At 56.0% G+C, this 18,023-nt stretch carries 14 protein-coding genes; 11 read left to right on the top strand and 3 right to left on the bottom strand.

Annotated elements, in window-relative coordinates; all coding sequences use genetic code 11:
• Window positions 1-108 precede the first annotated feature (108 nt).
• Both guaB and guaA read left to right on the top strand, forming a co-directional pair.
• Window positions 109-1,575 (top strand): IMP dehydrogenase, encoded by a 1,467-nt coding sequence (guaB, locus tag AC4IC4_RS17060; RefSeq protein WP_008502128.1) that lies wholly within the window; start codon window positions 109-111, stop codon window positions 1,573-1,575.
• A 67-nt stretch (window positions 1,576-1,642) separates the two neighbouring features.
• Entirely contained in the window at window positions 1,643-3,220 is a 1,578-nt protein-coding gene (guaA, locus tag AC4IC4_RS17055) for a glutamine-hydrolyzing GMP synthase (RefSeq protein ID WP_008502126.1), read from the top strand.
• A gap of 145 nt (window positions 3,221-3,365) precedes the next feature.
• Here guaA and AC4IC4_RS17050 read toward each other — a convergent pair whose 3' ends face one another.
• Together AC4IC4_RS17050 and AC4IC4_RS17045 are read right to left on the bottom strand one after the other, a co-directional pair.
• Entirely contained in the window at window positions 3,366-3,584 is a 219-nt protein-coding gene (locus AC4IC4_RS17050; protein ID WP_045908562.1) for a DUF7661 family protein, read from the bottom strand.
• Between the two features lie 339 nt (window positions 3,585-3,923).
• Window positions 3,924-5,744: an ATP-dependent nuclease gene (locus AC4IC4_RS17045; protein WP_491471570.1), complete on the bottom strand. Its 1,821-nt coding sequence runs from the start codon at window positions 5,742-5,744 to the stop codon at window positions 3,924-3,926.
• A gap of 583 nt (window positions 5,745-6,327) precedes the next feature.
• On the opposite strand from AC4IC4_RS17045, the gene AC4IC4_RS17040 reads away from it, so the two are divergent.
• The 3 genes from AC4IC4_RS17040 to AC4IC4_RS17030 all read left to right on the top strand — a co-directional run bounded on the left by AC4IC4_RS17040 (window position 6,328) and on the right by AC4IC4_RS17030 (window position 8,484).
• Window positions 6,328-6,690: a YcgJ family protein gene (locus AC4IC4_RS17040; protein WP_491471569.1), complete on the top strand. Its 363-nt coding sequence runs from the start codon at window positions 6,328-6,330 to the stop codon at window positions 6,688-6,690.
• A 217-nt stretch (window positions 6,691-6,907) separates the two neighbouring features.
• Window positions 6,908-8,104 carry an NAD(P)/FAD-dependent oxidoreductase gene (locus AC4IC4_RS17035; protein ID WP_491471568.1) on the top strand — a complete coding sequence of 399 codons (1,197 nt, stop codon included), beginning with the start codon at window positions 6,908-6,910 and terminating at the stop codon, window positions 8,102-8,104.
• Entirely contained in the window at window positions 8,104-8,484 is a 381-nt protein-coding gene (locus tag AC4IC4_RS17030) for a helical membrane plugin domain-containing protein (RefSeq protein WP_248273273.1), read from the top strand. Before AC4IC4_RS17035 ends, AC4IC4_RS17030 begins: the two co-directional genes overlap by 1 nt.
• Window positions 8,485-8,555: 71 nt before the next feature.
• On the opposite strand, the gene AC4IC4_RS17025 is transcribed toward AC4IC4_RS17030, so the two are convergent.
• Window positions 8,556-9,389, bottom strand: a complete 834-nt coding sequence (locus AC4IC4_RS17025; RefSeq protein ID WP_023338648.1) for a MurR/RpiR family transcriptional regulator — start codon at window positions 9,387-9,389, stop codon at window positions 8,556-8,558.
• 292 nt (window positions 9,390-9,681) lie between these two features.
• Here AC4IC4_RS17025 and AC4IC4_RS17020 point away from each other — a divergent pair, with 292 nt between their 5' ends.
• The 6 genes from AC4IC4_RS17020 to AC4IC4_RS16995 all read left to right on the top strand — a co-directional run bounded on the left by AC4IC4_RS17020 (window position 9,682) and on the right by AC4IC4_RS16995 (window position 18,015).
• Window positions 9,682-11,187, top strand: a complete 1,506-nt coding sequence (locus AC4IC4_RS17020) for a CoA-acylating methylmalonate-semialdehyde dehydrogenase (protein ID WP_491471567.1) — start codon at window positions 9,682-9,684, stop codon at window positions 11,185-11,187.
• Between the two features lie 11 nt (window positions 11,188-11,198).
• Complete coding sequence (iolD, locus tag AC4IC4_RS17015; protein WP_473713465.1) at window positions 11,199-13,124, top strand: 3D-(3,5/4)-trihydroxycyclohexane-1,2-dione acylhydrolase (decyclizing); 1,926 nt, start codon at window positions 11,199-11,201, stop codon at window positions 13,122-13,124.
• Between the two features lie 301 nt (window positions 13,125-13,425).
• On the top strand, window positions 13,426-14,412 hold the full coding sequence (iolG, locus tag AC4IC4_RS17010) for an inositol 2-dehydrogenase (RefSeq protein ID WP_032646814.1): 987 nt from the start codon (window positions 13,426-13,428) through the stop codon (window positions 14,410-14,412).
• Between the two features lie 31 nt (window positions 14,413-14,443).
• A complete protein-coding gene (locus AC4IC4_RS17005) occupies window positions 14,444-15,373 on the top strand; it encodes a substrate-binding domain-containing protein (protein ID WP_219366342.1) in 930 nt (309 codons plus the stop codon).
• Between the two features lie 54 nt (window positions 15,374-15,427).
• A complete protein-coding gene (locus AC4IC4_RS17000) occupies window positions 15,428-16,975 on the top strand; it encodes a sugar ABC transporter ATP-binding protein (RefSeq protein ID WP_491471566.1) in 1,548 nt (515 codons plus the stop codon).
• Between the two features lie 11 nt (window positions 16,976-16,986).
• Window positions 16,987-18,015, top strand: coding sequence for an ABC transporter permease (locus AC4IC4_RS16995; RefSeq protein ID WP_008502116.1), 1,029 nt, complete (start codon window positions 16,987-16,989; stop codon window positions 18,013-18,015).
• Window positions 18,016-18,023: the final 8 nt, after the last annotated feature.

Here is an 18,023-nt window from a genome sequence, read left to right as displayed (position 1 = left end):
GCTGAGAGGTGAGCGCAAGCATTTTTTTTAAAAAAGTGTGGATGCAATCGGTTACGCTCTGTATAATGCCACGGCAATATTTAACCACCCAGGTCAGAGATATTGCCCATGCTACGTATCGCTAAAGAAGCACTGACGTTTGACGACGTCCTCCTCGTTCCCGCTCACTCCACCGTTCTGCCGAATACTGCCGATCTCAGCACGCAGTTGACGAAAACCATTCGCCTGAACATTCCTATGCTCTCTGCGGCAATGGACACCGTGACTGAAGCGCGCCTGGCTATTGCCCTGGCACAGGAAGGTGGCATTGGCTTTATTCACAAAAACATGTCTATCGAACGTCAGGCGGAAGAAGTTCGCCGCGTGAAGAAACATGAATCCGGTATCGTGTCCGATCCACAGACCGTTCTGCCAACCACCACGCTGCACGAAGTGAAGGCCCTGACCGAACGTAACGGCTTCGCCGGTTACCCGGTTGTGACCGAGGAGAACGAGCTGGTCGGTATCATCACCGGTCGAGACGTGCGTTTCGTGACTGACCTGAACCAGCCTGTCAGCGTGTACATGACGCCAAAAGAGCGTCTGGTTACCGTTCGCGAAGGTGAAACCCGCGACGTGGTGCTGGCAAAAATGCACGAAAAACGCGTTGAAAAAGCGCTGGTTGTTGACAGCAACTTCCACCTGCGCGGCATGATCACCGTTAAAGATTTCCAGAAAGCAGAACGTAAACCGAACGCCTGTAAAGACGAGCATGGCCGTCTGCGCGTCGGTGCTGCGGTTGGCGCAGGTGCCGGTAACGAAGAGCGCGTTGACGCGCTGGTTGCTGCGGGCGTTGACGTCCTGCTGATTGACTCCTCTCACGGCCACTCCGAAGGCGTTCTGCAACGTATTCGTGATACCCGTGCCAAATACCCTGACCTGCAGATCATCGGCGGCAACGTGGCCACTGGCGCAGGCGCTCGCGCGCTGGCTGACGCTGGCTGCAGCGCGGTGAAAGTGGGTATCGGCCCTGGCTCCATCTGTACCACGCGTATCGTGACTGGCGTGGGCGTTCCACAGATCACCGCGGTGTCTGACGCGGTTGAAGCGCTGGAAGGCACCGGTATTCCGGTTATCGCCGACGGCGGTATCCGCTTCTCTGGCGACATCGCTAAAGCCATCGCCGCTGGCGCCGCTGCCGTGATGGTAGGCTCCATGCTGGCCGGTACCGAAGAATCCCCGGGCGAAATCGAACTCTACCAGGGCCGTTCTTACAAATCCTACCGCGGCATGGGCTCCCTGGGCGCGATGTCCAAAGGTTCATCTGACCGTTACTTCCAGACCGATAACGCCGCTGACAAACTGGTACCGGAAGGTATCGAAGGTCGCGTTGCCTATAAAGGCCGTCTGAAAGAGATCATTCACCAGCAGATGGGCGGCCTGCGCTCCTGTATGGGTCTGACCGGCTGTGGTACCATTGACCTGCTGCGTACTAAAGCGGAATTCGTACGCATCAGCGGTGCGGGTATCCAGGAGAGCCACGTTCACGACGTGACGATCACCAAAGAGTCCCCGAACTACCGTCTGGGCTCCTGATAAGTTTCCGCGCCCGGCTTCTGCCGGGCGCTCTGTTTTTGTTTCACTTGCCTCGGAATTAGCGTCAATGACGGAAAACATTCATAAACATCGCATTCTCATCCTGGACTTCGGTTCTCAGTACACTCAGCTGGTGGCGCGTCGCGTACGTGAACTGGGCGTTTACTGTGAGCTGTGGGCGTGGGATGTCACGGAAGCACAGATTCGCGAATTCAATCCAAGCGGCATAATCCTGTCCGGCGGCCCGGAAAGCACCACCGAAGAGAACAGCCCGCGCGCGCCGCAGTACGTGTTCGAAGCTGGCGTGCCGGTATTCGGCGTCTGCTACGGCATGCAGACCATGGCCATGCAGCTGGGTGGTCACGTAGAAGGCTCCAGCGAGCGCGAGTTCGGCTATGCGCAGGTTGAAGTGGTTAACGACAGCGCGCTGGTGCGCGGTATCGAAGACTCCCTGACCGCAGACGGCAAACCGCTGCTGGACGTATGGATGAGCCACGGCGACAAAGTCACCGCTATCCCGTCTGACTTCGTCACCGTTGCCAGCACCGAGAGCTGCCCGTTTGCCATCATGGCGAACGAAGAAAAACGCTTCTACGGCGTGCAGTTCCACCCGGAAGTAACCCACACCCGTCAGGGTATGCGCATGCTGGAGCGCTTCGTGCGCGACATCTGCCAGTGTGAAGCCCTGTGGACCCCGGCAAAAATTATCGACGACGCCGTTGAGCGTATCCGCCAGCAGGTTGGCGATGACAAAGTGATCCTCGGCCTCTCCGGCGGCGTGGACTCCTCCGTGACCGCGATGCTGCTGCACCGCGCCATCGGTAAAAACCTTACCTGCGTCTTTGTGGACAACGGCCTGCTGCGCCTGAACGAAGCCCAGCAGGTTATGGACATGTTCGGTGACCACTTCGGTCTGAACATCGTTCACGTGGAAGGCGAGCAGCGCTTCCTGGACGCGCTGAAAGGCGAGAACGATCCGGAAGCAAAACGTAAGATCATCGGCCGCGTGTTCGTGGAAGTGTTCGACGAAGAAGCGCTGAAGCTGGACGACGTGAAGTGGCTGGCGCAGGGCACCATCTACCCTGACGTCATCGAGTCTGCCGCATCCGCCACCGGCAAAGCGCACGTCATCAAATCTCACCACAACGTGGGCGGCCTGCCGAAAGAGATGAAGATGGGTCTGGTTGAACCGCTGCGCGAGCTGTTCAAAGACGAAGTGCGTAAGATCGGTCTGGAACTGGGTCTGCCGTACGACATGCTCTACCGTCACCCGTTCCCGGGCCCGGGTCTGGGCGTGCGCGTGCTGGGTGAAGTGAAGAAAGAGTACTGCGACCTGCTGCGTCGTGCGGACGCGATCTTCATCGAAGAGCTGCACAAAGCTGACCTGTACAACAAAGTCAGCCAGGCGTTCACCGTGTTCCTGCCGGTTCGCTCCGTCGGCGTAATGGGCGATGGCCGCAAGTACGACTGGGTTGTTTCCCTGCGTGCGGTGGAAACCATCGACTTCATGACCGCGCACTGGGCGCACCTGCCGTATGACTTCCTGGGACGTGTGTCTAACCGCATCATCAATGAAGTGAACGGCATTTCCCGCGTGGTGTATGACATCAGCGGTAAGCCACCGGCTACGATTGAGTGGGAATGATTTCCCAACCGGAAACGTCTGGTACTAACAGGTTCTAAATTATCTCTAAGCCCGCGGATTGCGGGCTTTTTTTGGGCCATGGCTGGCAACATCATGTCAGGTGAGTGCCAGGTGCGGGCGCAACGTAATGCTATCCATTAAATCCTTATTCGATGCGTTCCACATTTGGATGACGATCGGTTGCGGATTCATGGAAAATGTCACCCAGCCAGCCGGCAATCTCGCCTTCAGTCATATCGTCAGGAATAGCGATGTCATAGAGTCGAGAAAACTTTCTCTCCGTCAGGTCAGCACGAAATACCAGCCACCGATCATGCTTACGTTGAACGCCAATATGCCGTCCAAAAACGTTATATATCAGCATATGCAATCTCCGATCATGCTAGTGAGTTCCTGTATCTATGATACATACGTCAGATCAGGCCAGAGTGTAAATTGTACAAAGATGAAAGGTCAGCGTTCGCACCTCGCTCACAGCAGACATCATGATTCTGTATCTGCTCTGTGCCAACAGCGGAAGTTGGAGTTCCAGAGACTCTCTAAAAGTTGATGGTTCTTTTTGCTGAGATACTTACACCTGCTCATAAAACTATCCATTCTCATCATGCTGCTTAAGTGCTCAGATAAAAAACTTTCGAGTACTGAGAATATTGCTACAGTGCATGCCGGTAAAAATACCGGCATGCGATAACTGTATCGACCATTATTCGTAAATAAATTGAAGAACAGATCGTAGTTTACCCTCGCAGATTGGGTTTAAAGCAATAGAACCATCAATATAAGAGCGAACCCTTTTCCAGGCGTTGAAGGGTTTTCCACCTTCAGATGGAGCATTGCCATCAATCACAGGGTCCCATAGCAGATGTTCAAATGTGTCATTTACACGAAATACATTAGCATCACCAACGATATCTCTAATTTTGTCATTTGCTCGGAAAGCATTAATAGCAGAAATATTTGCAATTTGCTCTTCTGTCATTCCTTTGCGGTCGGTGTCATGGACAACTTTGAAAGGTATACTCAGTTTGGATAAAATTCTTGCTATAGCTAGTATCGTCCACTTTCCTCCTGCGGAGACTATAGTTGTATCTTTAATTAAATCCTTACTTATCCCTAATTTGTCGCATAACTCAGATGAAAATCTAAGTATGGCAACTTCGGTGTCACCTTCCACAACAACAACTCGCTTGGCAAAAAATGCTTCACATACCGTCGGGTGAAAATCTAATGCCGCTCTAAGCATTTCCCTTTCATCATATTCTTCACCTACATGAAAAATTGAATCATCAATTTCATGTACCGTCCTTTTTCCCTCATTATTATCTTTTATGAGTTTTAGGGATGATGGATTTTCAGCGATATCAATTAAAAAAGGTGAGTGAGTACTGACGATAACTTGATAAGAGGAATTTGAAGATTTATCTCTAAGTTTATCTCTTAATAATCTCATTAAATGCGGATGGATGTATAACTCTGGTTCTTCGTATAAAATTATAGTAGACCTTTGAGATTCAGTCACTTCGAACAATGCATTAGATTCTAAAAGTGCATATGCCAGAGCCCTTTGAACCCCACTTCCCTGATACTCAAGTTGAGTTTCTAATTTATCTTCAATAACTAACGTCGCTGCTTTCATCAATGCAGCATTAATATCTATATCAGTGAGGCTCAATTTTACTTTGGATTTCAGATCCATAACTTGGTTAAGAGAATCAGTAATTGATTCCATTAACTCCTGAAGTCCTTCGATAAGTTCGCCATCCAATTCACCTTTCATTTTTTTATGTAGCTGGTCAAGTGAGGATGTATATTGTTCGAATGATGAATCAGCCTGTAAAACAGGGTATACTCTATTTGAAAATAAAAACCCAAACGGAGTGCCTTTTTGAGATTTAAGATCATCCTCAATTTTAAAACATGCAGGGATGTATAGAACGTGTGGTAATGCTTGTTGTAAGCTATTTTTAAAATTAATACCATCTGACGTCCAGCACAAATCAGATGTGACTTTTTCAGGGTGTCGTTCTTTAATTATGCCAATAACATCATTTTGCATTTCTTTGTAAGCTTTGCTGTTATTGCAATTAAGTTCGCGAATAATATCAAAAAGCCATGGAATAGATCTTGCTGCAACAATTGATGTCGTGAAATCTTCTATGCTTTCTTTATTATAATAAGCTTCATAAGAAGGAACGCCCATACATTCATTATCATAATCCCATTTGGTCCTGACTCGAATTTTTAATTCACCATCATGAATTAAATTAGATATTGCGGGCTTCGATCTTTCAGAGTCTTGAATATCATAAAACGTACCGGTGATGATCATCTCATCATTACTTGCTGTACGGAATGGCCAATCTTCAGAGGTGGGGTTGGTCGTATCAACAAGAATTTTAATTGCTTTAAGTATTGTCGATTTTCCAATGTTATTTGAACCAATTAAAGTTGTAAAATTCTCAAGATTGATTGAAGCAGAAGATATGCCTCTAAAATTTTGAATATCAATGCGAATTAGTTTCATATTTTAGCTGTGTTTAGATAAAAAGGGAGTTACCTCATTAACATATTCCTTGAATCGATGCTCGGGGAACGCTTAAAAGTGTGATGTGTGTGCGATTTTATTAAATGCTGCAATTATTGTACAAGATGCTACGAATTCGATTTCTAGTGTCATGTAGAATAAGCTATACCCTTATAGGTACTCTCAGCCCAATACCTAGCTCGCGAGTTTTCGGCACCGAATGCTTTCAATCACATTCGACTTCATCACCGCAATAACAGAGTTTAGTTACTTCGTTATTATCTTTCATACATAGCCCATGCTTCCGCATGTCCGCTCCTCGCTCACACCAGACCTAACCCGCCCCACAAGCCCACTCCGTTTACAGCATAGTAGTTCAGCTCTTTAAAACTGCATGACTCACCTGAATAGGGCCCTTACAATTGCCTCCGAGCCGAACTTTCGACGACTGTTTAAGTCAACAAAAAGCCAAACGGGGCATTTCCTGTTGAAACTCAGAACCCTCCAGGATTTTTCACCCTCATGATGGTTCCACCGCGCCCGGCGTAAAGCCGACACTCATTAACCAACGGAGATTATCATCTTGAACAAATCAGTACTCGCATGCTCTGTGGCCGCGCTGCTGGCCGTGTCCGCCATGTCCGCCCAGGCCAGGACCCCCGCCAGGCTCAAGTCGCCAGTATCGGGCGTGCTCTGCGACCGATATGTATGCGCCAATGACAAGGGATTATCCCGCGATTTGACAGAGACGTATCTCGGTAAGAAGGCTGCTGCAAACGAGGTGTTCACGTCGAGCAATGTCGATCTGACTGAATTTACCTTTGCCAACGGTATTTTCTGCGATGTGAAGGAGCGACTGTGCCGTGAAGATCGCTATTATGGCGCGAACGGACAGCGCTCAGGGGCGGTATCTAAAAAGTACACAAAGCTGCTCTTTGGCGAATAATGGTGACGAAAACAAACCACAGTGAAAGGCTACGTTCCGGGGATATAAATTATATTTTGCAGTATATTTTATAAATAATGATGTGGTTATCAAAATTAAATTTCTCGTGAAGGGTTATGTTGCGGAATATTTCTCTGTTACTACGCTTTAGCTGAGCGTAACAGTGAAGCGGTCTGGTTACGTGAATTCCCATTCACTACCATGAGCGAATAAAGGAATGAAAAACCGCATAATGATTGTCGGCGGCGGCACGGGAGGAACAATTGTCGCCAACCTTCTGGCCAGGAAATTACGACGTGAAATTGCTGCCGGTCAGGTAGAGCTGGTACTGATTTCCGAATCACCGGTGCACTACTACAAACCCGCCTTTATGTACGTCGCCTTTAACCTCTTCCATCACCATGAACTGGCCCGGCCTGAACGGCAGTTACTGAGTCCTGAAATTCAATTTATTACCGACAGGATTGAATCTTTCGATTTTAAGCAGCGTCGGCTGTACGGTGCCAGTAAACGATATTACGACTGGGACCTGCTGGTTATCGCAACGGGCTGCACGCCTTTCCCCCAAAAAATCCCTGGCCTTGCCGAAGCGGGCGACCATTTTTATCAATATGCGGCGGCAAGACAGCTAGCGCATAAGCTCGCCACCATCAAAAAGGGGCGAATATTTATTACCGTCTCTTTTCCTGAAACACCGAATGTTCCCCACCAGTGCGGCATTGCCCCCATTGAAACTACGCTGATGGTTGACGACTATCTGCGCCAGCGTGGGGTGCGTAATCAGGTTGAGATTGTTTATACCTATCCGACCGTCGCGCAATTATTGCGAAACTGTCTGTTCCTGCAGCGTCCGGTGGGGGAGGCGCTGGGCGATATTTTTGCTGCCAAAGGAATACAGCATCAGCGTGGTTTTACCTTAAGCCATGTCGATCCTGACAGCAAAATTGCCTATTCCGCCGAGGGCGATTCACAGAACTTCGACATCCTGATGGCAACGCCTCCCATCAGGGCGGTTGAAGCGGTGCGTAATACGGGACTGAGTGAGGTTCAGAACGGTGAAGGCTGGCTGCCGACGGATCACCAGACGCTCGGCGTCTACGGCTTAGAAGGCGTGTATGTGATCGGCGATACCGTTGACCTCCCGATCAGTAAAGCGGGAGGGTCGTGCCACAACCAGGCGCCCATCATTGCTGACAACATTGTGGCGGAGCTGTACGGCAGACCGCCCGGAAGCGGTAACCATTATGATGGACGGGTTCAGGCCGTCGCGCAGATGGGGCTCTGGGCTGGCATGCCGTTGGTATATGACTATCGCAATGACGTGACCCCCATGCCGGCGACTAAACTCGGCGGCATGCTGCGAAACGGTTTTAACCGTGGATTGTATTGGGGCGTCGTGAGGGGGATGTTCTGATGAGTGACCAGGAACAGATACTAAAAAGCCTTGCCCCACTTATGGCGGGCAATCGCCTGAATAATCTGGTTGATCTGCTCGCCGTCGTCGCAGACCTGCTGGAAATGGCCGATAGCGCGATGGTCGAAAAACTGGCTGGCGTTTTTGAAGATGTCGTGACCGTCGGCTGGGAAGGGGGAACCGCGCTACGCATGGCGTGGGGAGAGCAAATTAACCGGGAAGGGGATATTTCGCTTCGGCAGGTGTTCACCATGCTTAACGATCCTGATACCCGCCGCGGCATTATGCTTTTACTGCGGGTGTTACAGATTACGGGGCAACGTCTGAATTCCCTCTCTTCCGTCAGTTATTCTGATTGCCCCGAGATAAGGAGCCGTTAATGTCTGGCTGATGCTCTTCAGGTGGTCGGGTATCGGCTATGCCTTACCCGGCCCATTAAACTGCATTGGGGCTATTTCTCCCCGCCACCTAACCGATACGCCAGCGCCACCACCAGCGACTGCACCAGGCACAGCGTTGCCGACTGAGACCGGAACGCGTCCACCTGCGCCTCTTTCACCACAAAGCAGAGATCGCTGAACGTCGCCAGGGGGCTTATCTGGCTGTCCGTAATCACAATCTGCCGCGCGCCGACGCTGGCGGCGGTTTCGCTGACCATCACCGTCTCTTCCGCGTACGGCGAGAAGCTGATCGACACCACAATGTCGCGCGCTTTAATGCGGCTGATCTGCTCGCGCAGCATGCCGCCCATGCCGTCGAGCAGAATCGGGCGGCACTCCAGATGACTCAGGGCGTAGGTCAGATACGCGGCAACGCTAAAGGAGCGGCGCAGTCCGGCGATGTAGATGGTGTCGGCGTCAGCCAATAGCTGTACCGCGCGCTCCAGCATTTCCGGCTCGGCGCGGGCGGCCAGCTGCTGCAGTGCCTGGGCGTTCGAGCGGGCAAACTCCTGCAGGATATCGAGCGGCGTTTCTGGCACGGCCTCGCTCTCCATCTCGCGGAACAGTCGGGCGCGGTCGCTGTAGCTGGCGGTCTCCTCCACCAGGTTCATGCGAAACAGCTGTTTCATTTCGTTGAAGCCGGTGAAGTCAAAGGCGTTGGCAAAGCGGATCAGCGTCGAGGGCGGCACGTCGGCGCGCTCGGCAATGACGGCAACCGTATCAAAGGCCACGCTGTTGGTATTGTCCAGCACGTAGCGGGAGACCTGCTGCAGCCTCTTGCTCAGGCTATCGTAGCGATCGCGGATTTGCTGCTGCAGTTCGTTCAGGCTGGTTGCTGTCGTCATCTTTTCCCCCAAATACAGTCTTATGATTCTAAACGCAAAACCGCGTCTTTTAAATGTCGGCCATCCATCTGGCAGCAAAAATGAAACAGAAGCTTCAGTCATTTCCTCGCCCGAAATTCCTTAATAGCGCACGCTGCGTCAGTGGTGCTGGCTGTTAACATAAAAATCCATCCTTGATCACAATAATCATCATTTATTTTATTTCAACTTAAAATGGAATATTTGTTTCATATATAGTGTTCAGTACACAGTGTTCAGGTCACAGTCACGTATCAACAGCGAGAGGTTAAGGATGGAGACGGTAGCGAATTTTATTCACGGCGAATGTGTCACCGGTTCAGGCCAGCGCGTTCAGGCGATCTTCAACCCGGCCACCGGCGAGCAGATCCGCCAGGTGGTGATGAGTACGGCGCAGGAAACGGAGCAGGCGATTGCCGCCGCGCAGCAGGCGTTTCCTGCGTGGGCGCGTCATGCTCCGCTTAAGCGCGCGCGCGTGATGTTCCGCTTCAAGGCGCTGCTGGAAGAGAACATGGATCGCCTGGCTCGCCTCATCAGCGAAGAGCACGGCAAGGTCTTCTCCGACGCGGTGGGTGAACTGACCCGCGGCCTGGAAGTGGTGGAGTTTGCCTGTGGTATTCCGCATCTGCAAAAGGGCGAACACTCGGCGAACGTCGGGACCGGCGTCGACAGCCACTCGCTGATGCAGCCGCTCGGGGTCTGCGCCGGGATCACGCCGTTTAACTTTCCGGCGATGGTGCCGATGTGGATGTTCCCGATTGCGCTGGCGACCGGCAACACCTTCGTGCTGAAGCCGTCGGAAAAAGACCCTTCTCTGGCGCTTGCGCTGGCGCAATTGCTGAAAGAGGCAGGTCTGCCCGACGGCGTGTTCAACGTGGTGCAGGGCGATAAAGAGTCCGTTGACGTGCTTCTGACCGACCCGCGCGTGCAGGCGGTGAGCTTTGTCGGCTCCACGCCGATTGCGGAATACATTTACCAGACCGCGTCCGCCCACGGCAAGCGCTGTCAGGCGCTGGGCGGCGCGAAAAACCACTGCATCCTGATGCCGGACGCCGACATGGAGATGGCGACCAACGCCATCATGGGCGCGGCCTACGGCGCGGCGGGGGAACGCTGCATGGCGCTCTCGGTAGTGCTGGCGGTGGGGGATAAAACCGCCGATGAACTCTGCGCCCGGCTGGAGAAACAGATTGCCGCGCTGCGCGTCGGACCGGGGCTCGACCAGACGCCGGAAAACGAAATGGGGCCGCTCATCTCCTCCGCGCACCGCAGCAAGGTGCTGGGCTACATCGACAGCGGGGAAGCGCAGGGAGCGAAACTGCGCGTGGACGGCCGCGGCTTCAGAGTGAAGGGCCACGAGCAGGGCTACTTCGTCGGGCCGACGCTGTTCGATAACGTCACCCCGGAGATGACCATCTATAAAGAAGAAATTTTCGGCCCGGTGCTTTCTGTGGTGCGCGTAGCAGATTACGCCAGCGCGGTGGACCTGATTAACCGCCATGAATATGGTAATGGCTCGGCGATTTTTACCCGCGACGGCGGCTGCGCGCGCCGCTTCTGCGAAGAGGTGCAGGCGGGCATGGTGGGCGTCAACGTGCCGATCCCGGTGCCGATGGCATTCCACAGTTTCGGCGGCTGGAAGCGCTCCATCTTCGGGGCGCTCAACGTCCACGGCAACGACGGTGTGCGTTTCTACACCCGAATGAAAACCATCACCGCGCGCTGGCCGGAAATGCAGCAGGAGACAGGCGCTGCGTTCTCCATGCCGACGCTGGGCTGACAGGAGGCGTTATGCAAACCGAACGTATGACCATGGCCCAGGCGCTGGTCCGGTTCCTTAATCAACAGTACGTTAGCGTGGATGGTCACGAGATGCCCTTCGTGGAGGGCGTCGCCACCATCTTTGGACACGGCAACGTGCTGGGTATCGGCCAGGCGCTGGAGCAGGATCCCGGCCATCTGCAGGTGATGCAGGGCTGCAACGAGCAGGGCATCGCCCACATGGCGACGGGATTCGCCAAACAGCACCGCCGTCAGCGCATCTTTGCCGTCACCTCCTCCGTCGGGCCGGGCGCCGCCAATATGGTCACGGCGGCGGCAACCGCCACGGCGAACCGTATTCCGCTGCTGCTGCTTCCGGGCGATATCTACGCCAGCCGCCAGCCGGACCCGGTGCTGCAGCAGATTGAGCAGTATCACGATCTCAGCATCAGCACCAACGACTGCTTCCATCCGGTCTCCCGCTACTGGGACCGCATCAACCGTCCCGAGCAGCTGATGAGCGCGATGCTCAGCGCGATGCGAACGCTTACTGACCCGGCTGATACCGGTGCGGTGACGATTTGCCTGCCGCAGGACGTGCAGGGGGAAGCGTGGGATTACCCGCTAAGCTTCTTCGCGCGTCGCGTGCACCACATCGAGCGTCGTCCGCCCGATCCGCAGCGTCTGGCGCAGGCGCGGGCGCTGATCGCCCGCAAGCGTCGTCCGCTGGTGGTGTGCGGCGGCGGGGTGCGCTATTCCGGCGCACATGAGGCGTTTCGCGATTTTGTCGAGACGCTGCAACTGCCGTTTGCCGAAACCCAGGCCGGAAAGGGGGCGCTGGTAAGTGACCACCCACTTAACCTCGGTGGCGTAGGGGTGACGGGCGGAATGGCGGCCAACCAGCTCGCGCCGCAGGCTGACCTGGTGATTGGTATCGGCACGCGCCTGACCGACTTTACCACCGGCTCCAAGGCGCTCTTTTCCCATCCGGACGTCGAATTTCTGCTGCTGAACGTGGCCGAGTTTGACGCCCTGAAGCTGGACGCCACGGCGCTGATTGCCGACGCTCAAACCGGGCTCCAGGCATTGACCCACGCGCTCGGTGATTACCGCAGCGGCTGGGGAGAGGCGATCGCTGAGGCGAAATCCGCCTGGCGCGACGAGTGCCGTCGCCTGTGGGATCGCCAGTGGCGTCCGGACGACGCCCCTGAAGTGGCGGGGCACCTGGACGCGCAGCTGGCGGAGTACGGCGAGACGCTCAACACCCGCCTGACCCAGACGCGGGTACTGGGGCTGATCAATCAGCATATTGAAGATAACGCCATCGTGGTGGGCGCGGCCGGTTCGCTGCCAGGGGATTTACAGCGCCTCTGGCAGGTCAAAACGCCGGACAGCTATCACCTGGAGTACGGCTACTCCTGCATGGGCTACGAGATTGCGGCAGCCATCGGCGCGAAGCTTGCCCGACCCGAGCAGCCGGTTTATGCCATGGTGGGGGATGGCTCCTACATGATGCTGCACTCCGAGCTGCAAACCGCTGTGCAGGAGGGGATTAAGATCACCGTTCTGCTGTTTGATAACGCCAGCTTCGGCTGCATTAACAACCTGCAGATGGGGCACGGTATGGGCAGCTTTGGCACGGAAAACCGCCATCGCAACCCGGAAACCGGACGGCTTGACGGGCCGCTGGTGAAGGTCGATTTTGCGCAAAACGCGGAGAGCTACGGCTGCCGCGCCTGGCGGGTGCACGACGAGCAAACCCTGCTGGCGGCGCTGGAAGCGTCACGTGCCCATCCGGGCCCGACGCTGCTGGACATCAAGGTGCTGCCGAAGACCATGACCCACGACTACGCCTCCTGGTGGCGAACCGGTGATGCGCAGGTGGCGGAATCGTCTGCCGTGCGTGAAGCCGCGGAGCAAACGCAGGCGCAGGTGAAAAAAGCCCGTCAGTATTAAGATTTTCCGCCGTAACGAAATTTTCATTTCATTTTCCCCTCACCCTAACCCTCTCCCCAAAGGGGAGAGGGTATGGTGTGGTGCACTCTTTTCTCCCTCGCCCCTTTGGGGAGAGGGCCGGGGTGAGGGGAGCTGCTGTATGTCCTCCCATGTTGTGAGATTGATAACAAAATTTATCTCATTCATCTCAAAAGTGTTAACCCACACTCAAAAACATAACTTTCACTATTTATAAAAATGAAATAAATGTTTTATTTATAGGGTCGTTAGTTCACAGCATTCACCAACACCGGGAGCCGTTATGTTTAACATTGCTTTACTGGGCGCTGGCCGAATTGGCCAGGTACATGCAGCTAACATCGCCAGCCACGGCGCGACCACGCTCTGGTCCGTGGTTGACCCGAATCAGGAATTTGCCACCCGCCTCGCCGCGCAGTATCAGGCCCGCCAGCAGAGCCTGGAGGAGGCGATGACCGACCCTAACGTTCACGCCGTGCTGATCGCCTCCGCGACCGATACCCACGCCGACCTGATTGAAATGGCCGCCCGCCACGGCAAGGCCATCTTCTGCGAAAAGCCGGTCCACCTTGACCTCGCCCGCGTGCGCGACTGCCTGAAGGTGGTCAAAGAGTACGACGTGCCGCTGTTTATCGGCTTTAACCGCCGCTTTGACCCGCAGTTCCGCCGCGTGAAAACCGACGTGCAGGCCGGGCGCATCGGCAAGCCGGAATCGCTGCTCATCATCTCCCGCGACCCGTCTCCACCGCCTGCGGAGTACGTGCGCGTCTCCGGCGGCATGTTCCGCGATATGACCATTCACGACTTTGACATGGCCCGCTTCATCATGGGCGAAGAGCCGGTGTCGGTGTATGCCCAGGGCAGCAACCTGGTCGATCCGGCGATTGGCGAGGCGGGGGACATCGATACCGCGTTTATCGTTCTGAAATACGCTTCCGGCGCGATGGCGACCATCGTTAACAGCCGCCGTTCATCTTACGGTTACGACCAGCGCCTGGAGCTGCACGGCTCCGAAGGGCTGCTGTGCGCGGGCAACATTCTGGAAAACCAGGTGCAGCACTACGGCAAACAGGGCTGCACCAGCGCGCTGCCGGAACACTTCTTCCTGCAGCGCTACAAATCCGCTTACGCCGCGGAATGGGAACACTTTGTTGCGGTCCTGCGCGGCGAAGCGGTACCTGACTGCAGCGGCGATGATGGTGAACGTGCGCTGTACCTTGCGGATAAAGCGCTGGAGTCGTTGCGTACCCAGCGCGAGATCGTCCTCTAAACACAACAACCCTACACAGAGAGACATAATAATGAAAAAACTGATCGTAGCCGCCCTCATCGCCATGACGTCCGGGGCCGCCCTCGCCGAAAACGAGCAAATTGTTTTCAGTACGCCAAACCTGGCCATGCCGTTTGAAGTTCACATGCAGCGCACGGCGGTGAAAGCCGCAAAAGAGATGGGCGTGAAGCTTCAGGTGCTGGACGGGCAGGGCAGCTCGCCGAAGCAGGTGGCTGACCTGGAAAACGCCATCACCCGCGGGGCGCAGGGCTTTATCGTCTCCCCGAACGACGTGAACGCGGTCTCCAGCGCGGTGGATGAAATTCAGGATGCGAAGCTGCCGGTGGTCACCCTTGACCGCTCCGTCGACAGCCAGAAGAAGGTGCCGCACTTTGGCGCCAACAACTACAAGGGCGGCCAGGCGATTGGCGACTTCGTCAAAACCAAATTCCCCGACGGGGCGGACATCATTCTGCTGACCGGCCAGCCGGGCTCCTCCTCCAACATCGAACGCACCAAAGGGATCCGCGACAGCCTGAAGGCGGGTGGCGATAAATACAAGATCGTCGCCGATCAGACCGGCAACTGGATGCGTTCTGAAGGGATGCGCATCGTGGAAAGCGTGCTGCCCTCGCTGCCGAAACGTCCGCAGGTAATCCTCTCCGCCAACGACGACATGGCGCTGGGGGCGATTGAAGCCCTGCAGAGCCAGGGCGTGAAGCCGGGCGAAATTCTGGTCACCGGCTTTGATGCGGTGCCAGAAGCGCTGGCCCGCGTGCGCGATGGCTGGCTGGCGGTAACGGCGGACCAGCGTCCGGGCTTTGCGGTGCAGACGGCGATGAGCCAGCTGGTGGCCAACGTGCGCGAGAAAAAAGCCATCACCGGTGCCGACTACCCGCCGACGCTGATCACCAAAGAAAACCTGCAGCAGGCTGAGCGTATCGGTGAGGCCGGTAACTGATTTATCCGCAGCCGCCGCTGGCGCGGCGGCTCACTCTAAAGGAGGAGCAGACCGATGTCGCAACCCTTACTGAAAGTGACCGACCTGGCAAAAAGCTTTTCCGGCGTCTGGGCGTTAAGCAGCGCCCAGTTGACCGTCGGCGCGGGCGAGATCCACGCCCTGCTGGGGGAAAACGGGGCGGGTAAATCCACGCTGCTGAAGGCGCTTGCGGGGGCGCAGCCGCAAACCCGCGGGGAGATCTGGTTCAACGGCGAAACGCTGCCGGTGGACGACTCCCCGGTGGAACGGCAGAACAAGGGCATTATCACCATCTATCAGGAATTCAACCTGCTGCCCAACATGACCGTCGCGGAAAACATGTTTCTCGGGCGCGAGCCGCGTAAACGTAACCTGATCGTCGACGAAAAGGCGGTAAACCAGGAGGCGCAGGTCATTCTCGATTACCTGCAGCTGAACGTTGCGCCGACCACGCCTGTCGCCCGCCTGAGCGTTGCCCAGCAGCAGATGGTGGAGATCGCCCGGGCGCTGACACTCAACGCCCGGCTCATCATTATGGACGAACCTTCCGCCGCGCTGAGCGACAGCGAGGTGGAAAGCCTGCACCGCGTGGTGCGCGAGCTTAAAAACCGTGGCGTGAGCATTATTTACGTTACCCACCGTCTGCACGAAGTTTTCCAGCTCTGCGATCGCTTCACCGTTTTCCAGGACGGCCGTTTCACCGGCACCGGCGCGGTGGCGGAGACCAACGTCGAACAGCTCATCCGCCTGATGGTCGGGCGCGACGTGGCCTTTAACCGTCGTCCCGCCAGCGAAACGCATCATGAGGACAAACCCGTCCGCCTGGCGGTGAAGGGGCTGAGCCGCGAAAAGCCGCCGCTGAATCCGCACGGCATCGCCCTGCACGACATCAGCTTCCACGTCCACGCCGGGGAGGTCTTAGGCATTGCCGGGCTGGTGGGCGCCGGGCGCACCGAGGTGGCGCGCTGCCTGTTTGGCGCGGACGCGTTTACCGCCGGGAGCTTTGAGCTGGACGGCGTACCGTACCAGCCGCGCGACCCGCTGTATGCGCTCGACCAGGGTGTGGCGCTGGTACCGGAAGACCGCAAAAAAGAGGGGGCGGTGCTGGGACTGTCGATTCGCGACAACCTGTCGCTCTCCTGCCTCTCCTCGCTGCTGCAGTGGCGCTGGTTCGTGAACACCCGCAAAGAGGACGATCTGATCGAGTCCTACCGCAAAGCGCTGCAGATCAAAATGGTCAACAGCGCGCAGGAGGTGCGCAAGCTCTCCGGCGGTAACCAGCAAAAGGTGATCCTCGCGCGCTGCATGGCGCTCAACCCGCGGGTGCTGATCGTCGATGAGCCGACGCGCGGCATCGACGTGGGGACCAAATCGGAAGTGCACCAGGTGCTGTTTGACATGGCGAAAAAGGGCGTGGCGGTGATCGTGATCTCCTCCGATCTGCCTGAAGTGATGGCGGTGTCAGACCGGATCATCACCCTCAGCGAAGGCCGGGTGACCGGCGAGATCCACGGTGACGACGCTAACGAAGAACGGCTGATGACGATGATGGCCATCAACCACAACGCCCTGAACGCGGCATAACGGAGTTTCTCATGACGCAGATGATTTCTAAAACGCAGGCCCCGGTCAAACGCGCCGGACGCATCGATCCCATCGCCTTCTTCGAGCGCTTCGGGGTACTGATTTTCATGATCCTGCTGCTGATCTTCTTCCAGTCGCAGAACAGCAACTTTTTCTCTGAACGCAATATTTTCAACATCCTGACCGAAGTTTCCATCTACGGGATCATGGCCGTGGGGATGACCTTTGTCATCCTGACCGCCGGGATTGACCTCTCCGTGGGCTCCATTCTGGCGGTGTGCGCCATGACCGCGGCGTACGTGATTAAGGGCGACAACTTCACCACCGTCGATCCGAACGCCTGGGGCGGCATGAGCTGGCTGATCGGGCTGGGGATTTGTTTGGCGATGGGCACGGCGATTGGCTTCCTGCACGGCCTGGGCGTGACCCGCCTGCGCCTGCCGCCGTTCATCGTGACCCTCGGCGGGATGACCATCTGGCGCGGCCTGACGCTGGTGATCAACGACGGCGCGCCGATTGCCGGTTTCGATCAGGGCTACCGCTGGTGGGGGCGCGGGGAGCTGCTCGGCATCTCCATTCCGATCTGGATCTTCGCCATCGTCGCCCTCGGCGGCTATCTGGCGCTGCATAAAACCCGCTGGGGCCGCTTCGTCTACGCCATCGGCGGTAACCCGGAGGCAGCGCGCCTGGCGGGGGTGAACGTCAAGCGCGTGCTGGTCAGCGTCTACGTGCTGATTGGCTGCCTGGCGGGGCTGGCGGGCTTCATTCTGAGCGCGCGTCTGGGGAGCGCTGAGGCGGTGGCCGGGATCTCCTTTGAACTGCGCGTCATTGCCTCGGTGGTGATTGGCGGCACCTCGCTGATGGGCGGCTACGGGCGCATCGGCGGCACCATTATCGGCTCCATCATCATGGGGATTCTGATTAACGGCCTGGTGCTGATGAACGTCTCGGCCTACTACCAGCAGATTATCACCGGATTAATTATCGTTCTGGCGGTGGCGTTTGATACCTACGCCAAGAGCCGTCGCGGCGCACTGTGAGGATCACG

This window comes from Enterobacter sp. Taxon_2, assembly GCF_058355295.1.
Note: the sequence above shows the minus strand (reverse complement) of the source record. Positions and strands in the feature narration are given on the sequence as shown.

Excerpts from the sequence above, each read along its gene's own strand:
- guaB (WP_008502128.1), top strand. The coding sequence starts at position 109 with ATGCTACGTATCGCTAAAGAAGCACTGACGTTTGACGACGTCCTCCTC.
- guaA (WP_008502126.1), top strand. The coding sequence starts at position 1,643 with ATGACGGAAAACATTCATAAACATCGCATTCTCATCCTGGACTTCGGT.
- AC4IC4_RS17050 (WP_045908562.1), bottom strand. The coding sequence starts at position 3,584 with ATGCTGATATATAACGTTTTTGGACGGCATATTGGCGTTCAACGTAAG.
- AC4IC4_RS17045 (WP_491471570.1), bottom strand. The coding sequence starts at position 5,744 with ATGAAACTAATTCGCATTGATATTCAAAATTTTAGAGGCATATCTTCT.
- AC4IC4_RS17035 (WP_491471568.1), top strand. The coding sequence starts at position 6,908 with ATGAAAAACCGCATAATGATTGTCGGCGGCGGCACGGGAGGAACAATT.
- AC4IC4_RS17030 (WP_248273273.1), top strand. The coding sequence starts at position 8,104 with ATGAGTGACCAGGAACAGATACTAAAAAGCCTTGCCCCACTTATGGCG.
- AC4IC4_RS17025 (WP_023338648.1), bottom strand. The coding sequence starts at position 9,389 with ATGACGACAGCAACCAGCCTGAACGAACTGCAGCAGCAAATCCGCGAT.
- AC4IC4_RS17020 (WP_491471567.1), top strand. The coding sequence starts at position 9,682 with ATGGAGACGGTAGCGAATTTTATTCACGGCGAATGTGTCACCGGTTCA.
- iolD (WP_473713465.1), top strand. The coding sequence starts at position 11,199 with ATGCAAACCGAACGTATGACCATGGCCCAGGCGCTGGTCCGGTTCCTT.
- iolG (WP_032646814.1), top strand. The coding sequence starts at position 13,426 with ATGTTTAACATTGCTTTACTGGGCGCTGGCCGAATTGGCCAGGTACAT.
- AC4IC4_RS17005 (WP_219366342.1), top strand. The coding sequence starts at position 14,444 with ATGAAAAAACTGATCGTAGCCGCCCTCATCGCCATGACGTCCGGGGCC.
- AC4IC4_RS17000 (WP_491471566.1), top strand. The coding sequence starts at position 15,428 with ATGTCGCAACCCTTACTGAAAGTGACCGACCTGGCAAAAAGCTTTTCC.
- AC4IC4_RS16995 (WP_008502116.1), top strand. The coding sequence starts at position 16,987 with ATGACGCAGATGATTTCTAAAACGCAGGCCCCGGTCAAACGCGCCGGA.